The sequence below is a fragment of the Hydrogenophaga sp. genome, assembly GCF_050182545.1.
Lineage (GTDB): Bacteria > Pseudomonadota > Gammaproteobacteria > Burkholderiales > Burkholderiaceae_C > Hydrogenophaga.
Genome location: NZ_JBFXCD010000037.1, coordinates 1 through 5,043, shown reverse-complemented (window position 1 = coordinate 5,043; position 5,043 = coordinate 1). Strand labels below are relative to the sequence as shown.

Here is a 5,043-nt window from a genome sequence, read left to right as displayed (position 1 = left end):
GGCGCGTGGCGATGGCGTCTTCCAGCACCGCGATGTGTTCGCGATCTTCCCCCGTCAGCTGCGGCATCCGGGCGACGTCCGCCAACAGCGCCGCCGCACCGTCGAGGTCGTTCTGCAGCATCAGGAAGTTGGCCTCCATCAGCCGATAGACGGGCAAGCCGGAGTGGCGATACGCCGACTGCACCCACGCCAGGCCCTGCGCGTAGCGCTCGGTCTCCAGGCACACCTGCCCGTAGCTCATCCACACCTGCTGGCGCGGCATGGGGCCGAGGCGCGGGTTGGCCTGCGCCGCGTCCAGCCAGTACAGCAGCGCCGACAGCATGTCCCGGCACGCAGCGTCATCCGTGCGGGCGCAGTCGGCAAGGTTTTGCAGCGCGATCAGCGTGGTCGGCGGCACCGGCCGCTCGCGCAGTGTCCGCGCGATAGCCTGCGCCTCGACTTCGGTAGGCCCGGGTTCGCCGGCCGCGCGGCGCGCCCAGATTGCGCGGATGGCGTAACCGGCCTCCCACGGCGCGAGCGTGGCCGCGCGCTGGTAATGCTCCGCCGCCCGCGCCGGCTGGCCGTACCGCTTGAACAGCAACTCGCCCATCATCTGCTGCGCCGAGGGCGAGCGCGGGTGGTGGCGGTGCAGGGCCTCGATGATGGCCTCGTCGCTCGCCCAGGCCGCCGCCTGACCGAAGGTGCAGAAGCCGAGCGCCGCGGCACCGGCAAGCCCCAGCGCAGCGTAAACACGCTGATTACCCATGCGCCGCGCCAGCGCCGCCACGCCGTACACGGCGGCAAAGATCAGGCCGAGACTTGGCAGGTAGTTGCGGTGCTCGTGGGCGATTTCGAGCGGCACCACGGTCGACTCCAGCGCGTGCCCGGCCAGGAACCACAGCACGCCGAAGGTGAACGCCGGCGCCCGGCGCCGCAGCAGGAACGCCATCCCCAGCGCCAGCGCCCAGCCGTCGAGCGCCAGCAGCGTGGTCCACGGGTCGAGCAGCCAGGTCGAGATCGCGATGTCGTCGTGGTAGAGCCCCAGCCGCGCCGGCGTCGGCAGCGCGATGAGGCCGACGTAGAACCACAGCACGCGCGCCTCGGTCAGCAGCCGCTCGCCGAGCGTGAACGGCCGGCTGGCGTAGCCGTCCAGCAACAGGCCGGGCTTGACCGCCAGCAGCGCAAGGCCCACCAGCAGCGGCGCAAGCAACGTGAGCGCAAAAAAGCGGTTCGCCATGCGCCGGCCAGAATCATCCGCTGCGGTTGGCCGCCACAGGCACCACTCGATCACCGCCAGGTACAGCGGCAGCAGGATGGCGTTTTCCTTGGTGAACACGCCGAGCACAAAAAAGCCGCCGCAGGCCAGCAGCCAGCCGGTGGCCGGGCGTTGCCCCCATCGTCCGCGCGCCTCCACCCAGCACAGCACCGCCGCCAGCGTGAAGGTGCCCGCCAGGCTCGCCATGCGCTGCACCACGTACAGCACCGAGGTCAGTTGCAGCGGGTGCAGCCCCCACAACAGCGCGCAGAAGAGGCCCACCGCAGCCGCGCCCGTCCCCAGGCGCCGCGCCAGGCGCACGGCGATGGCGTACACCAGCAGCACGTTCAGCAGGTGGATGGCGAGGTTGGTCAGCTTGAAGGCCAGCGGGTAGAACCCGCCCGCCCGGTAATGGTCAAGCCCGAACGACAGCGCCGCCACCGGCCGACCAAGCGGCCCGCTGTGGTTGGACAGCGCCGCCGTGCGCAGCGCCTGCGGCGTCAGCTCCGTCAGCGCAACCGCCGGGTTGTTCAGGATGTTCGGAAAGTCGTCGAACACGAACGGCCCGCGCAGGCCGGGCAGGTAGGCCAGCGCCACCAACGCCAGGGCGACGGTGAGTACCAGCCACCGCGGCCACCCACCAGTGCGGCTCATGGCCTGCCCCGCCCCTTGGCGATCGCCGCCGCCAGCTCCGCCAGCGCCTGATCCTGGCGCACTACCGCCCGCTCGTTGGCGGCCCGCAGGCGGTGCAGATTGAACTCGGCGTTACTCCATTGCCCCAGCGCCATGAAAATGTTGGCCTGCTGGAACAGCGGATGCAGGTACTGCGGATCGAGCGTATGCGCACGCTCGAAGGCATTCAGCGCCGCGGGCGCCTGTCCGAGCTGCGCGTACGCGAGGCCCAGCGCGTACTCAAGCTGCGAGGTGTCCGTGCGCGGCACCGGCGCCGCGATATAGCCGGTCAGCCACTCCACCATGTCCGCCGCCATGAACGGACACGCCTTGGGCAGGCACTCGCCCAGGGTTTGCAGCGCACGCTCGCCGAACGCCGACAGCGGCCGCGAGCGCAACAGGGCCGCGAGTTCGCCGCGCAGCTCGTCCGCAACCGGCAGACCCGCGGTGCGGGCCGTGAGGTAGTAGTTGAAGTAGTAGCCCGCCTCGTGCGGGGCGGCGCGCTGGGCGGCGCGCAGCTGGTTCATGGCGGCCGCGTACTGCCGGCGTTTGGCAAGGTACGAGGCGTAGTCGTTCATCGAGCGGGCCGAGGCCGGGTGGTGCGCTACCTGGAATTCGTAAAACCGCCGCGGCTCGCCCCATTCCCAGGCACGCAGCGCCGTGGTGCCGCCGAGCACGCCCAGAATCACCGCAACCGCCGCCACGCCGGCACGGGCTGGCAATCGCGCCTGCAACGAGACCAGGCCCCAACCAGCAGCAATGCTGAGGCCAACCATCGGTAGGTAATTGCGGTGCTCATGGGCAATTTCGAGCGGGATCAGTGTCGACTCCATCACGTGCCCGGCGAAAAACCAAAGGATGCCGAACCCCGCCAGCGGCGCCCGCCGCAGCAGCCAAAAGCCGAGCCATACCAGCGCGACGATGCCAAGCACCGCCGGCAGCGTCGTCCACGGCGCGAAAAGCCCGGTCGAGATTGCGATGTCGTCGTGATAAAGCCCAAAGGCATGGATGCGCGGCAGCGCGAACAGGCCGAGGTAAAACCACAACACGCGCGCTTCCGTGAGTTGGCGCTCCACCAGCGTGAATGGCCGCTGCGCGTAGCCTGGCGCGACCTGCCAAGCCAGCGCGGCCACTGCCAGCGCCACTGCAAACCAAATCAAGCACCGGGGGGCGATGCCCCCGGCCGAGGGGCGACGCAACCAGCGCCAATACGGCGCTTCCGGATACAGCACACGGTCAACTAGGGGGTACAGCAAGACCAGCAATGCGGCGTTCTCTTTGGCGAGCAAGCCGAGCCCGAAACACAGCCCGCCCGCGAGCAGCCACCCGCAGGCTGCCCAGCGCCGCGCGATAGTGGCAACACGATCCCGCGCGGCCAGCAGGCACAGCAGCGCGGCCAGCACGAACAGCATCGACAGACTCGCCATGCGCTGCACCACGTACAGCACGGGCGATAGCGCAAGTGGGTGCAGCGCGAACACGGCGCCACTCAAACAGGCCATCGCGGCTTGCCGGGACCGGTCCGCCGGCCACAGGGCGCACGCCATTCGGCGTGCTAGCGCCACCACCAGCAGGACGTTCAGGAGATGGACTGCAAGGTTGGTCGCCTTGAAGGCCCGGGCGTCGTAGCCGCCCGCAAAATAGTGGTTGAGCGCAAACGAAAGATAGGCAATCGGCCGCTTCAGGGGGCCCGATTCCAGCGACCACGAGGCACGCCAAAGCGCGTCGACACTCAGGCTGGCAACCCGCAGCGGCTCGTGGCGCAGGATGTTGGTGATGTCATCAAACAGGAACGGCCCGGAAAGTCCAGGCCAATACGCTACGGCTGCAAGCAAAAGCACCGCACCCAGCCACAAAGCCTGTCGCCAATACAGGTTGGTCACGCGCAAATGAATACAAAAAAGGGCGGCCATTCCGGCCGCCCTATGAACAACGCTTGAGTGCTCTTTGATCGCGATTAGAGGCGCGGCTTGTACTTTTCCGGCAGACTGGTGCCCGTCGTGGCGATGGTCCACTGCAGATTTCCACCCTGACGCACGGGCAGATAGCGCAAGGTGTCGCCGCTGGCGGTGCCAAGTTCCGGCAGCGTCTGGTATGTCACGACGATATCGCCCGCGGCCGCGCTGTACACGTTGACCGAAGCCACATATTTCGCGTTGTAAGAGGCGGGGGGCGCCAAACCCAGCGAGGTGTTGGTCACCGTGCTGCCTGGCAGGGTGCCGTTTTCGGAATAATAGACGTCCACCGCCGTACGCGCCGCCGAGGCGAGCGAGGCGCCTTCCGACACCTTCGACCGGATGGTGTAGTCCTGATACGCCGGCACGGCCAGGGCGGCCAGGATGCCGATGATGGCGACCACGATCATCAGTTCGATGAGCGTGAAGCCCTGTTGCAGTTTCTGCATGAGGTATCTCCTGATTGTGGATAAAGGCCCGTCTGCGTCGGCGTCGGGTCCGTCCGCACCGCCGAAGCACACCGCTATCGGCCCGGCGCGGGCGGGCTTGAGGCCGGCTCGCGGGGGCCATACAGCAATGCGTGTGCCACTCTCGGCGCCTGCCGCGTGCGAACACGGTGACCGCGGGCTTTGGTGGAACCGTTCAGCCTGCTGAACGGCCCGCAAAGGCCATTCAACCGTTTGATAGTCCATACAAAACGTCCGCATTGACCCACGCGGGGAGTTCTGGCGTCGCGGGTGCGGGCGGCTGAAAAGCATGGGCTTTTGCGGCGCCGCTGCACTGACGATCCGGCGGCTGGCCATCGGCCGGCGCGCCGGGGATTGTCAACTTGTGACAAAAACTGTCCGCGCTGACCGGTTACCAGCGCGCCTTCGCGCCGCGCGTGTCGAGGTGCACGAAGGCGCCGTGGTAGGCGGTCGGCGGGTAGGCGGACAGGCCGCCGGTGAAGCGCTGCCAGTCGGCGTCGGCCTGCGCCGCGTCGACGATGCCGAACAGCAGCCGCGCGTCGCCCACGTCGTGCCGGCCGTCGGCGTTGAGATCATCCATCCGCCCGTCGCCGTTCTCGTCGACGAACACGTCCGCCGCGTCGCCGAACTGGTGGCGGCTGAAGCGCGTGTCGCCGAGCTGGCGGTTGTAGTGCGGCGTGCGGTAGCCGCTCATCACCGTAAGACCACTCGCCGC

Annotated in this window: 4 protein-coding genes; all 4 read right to left on the bottom strand. The window is 68.3% G+C overall.

The annotated features are described in order from the left end of the window. On the bottom strand, positions 1-1,888 hold a 1,888-nt coding region (locus AB7P10_RS19980), incomplete at its 3' end, for a hypothetical protein (RefSeq protein WP_428295594.1). Next, positions 1,885-3,819 (bottom strand): hypothetical protein, encoded by a 1,935-nt coding sequence (locus AB7P10_RS19975; RefSeq protein WP_428295593.1) that lies wholly within the window; start codon positions 3,817-3,819, stop codon positions 1,885-1,887. The genes AB7P10_RS19975 and AB7P10_RS19980, both read right to left, overlap by 4 nt. Before the next feature lie 44 nt (positions 3,820-3,863). Continuing rightward, positions 3,864-4,310, bottom strand: a complete 447-nt coding sequence (locus AB7P10_RS19970) for a pilin (protein WP_428295592.1) — start codon at positions 4,308-4,310, stop codon at positions 3,864-3,866. Between the two features lie 409 nt (positions 4,311-4,719). After that, on the bottom strand, positions 4,720-5,043 hold a 324-nt coding region (locus tag AB7P10_RS19965; protein WP_428295591.1), incomplete at its 5' end, for a D-Ala-D-Ala carboxypeptidase family metallohydrolase.

Coding starts and splice junctions, on each gene's coding strand:
- AB7P10_RS19975 (WP_428295593.1), bottom strand. CDS start 3,819: ATGGCCGCCCTTTTTTGTATTCATTTGCGCGTGACCAACCTGTATTGG.
- AB7P10_RS19970 (WP_428295592.1), bottom strand. CDS start 4,310: ATGCAGAAACTGCAACAGGGCTTCACGCTCATCGAACTGATGATCGTG.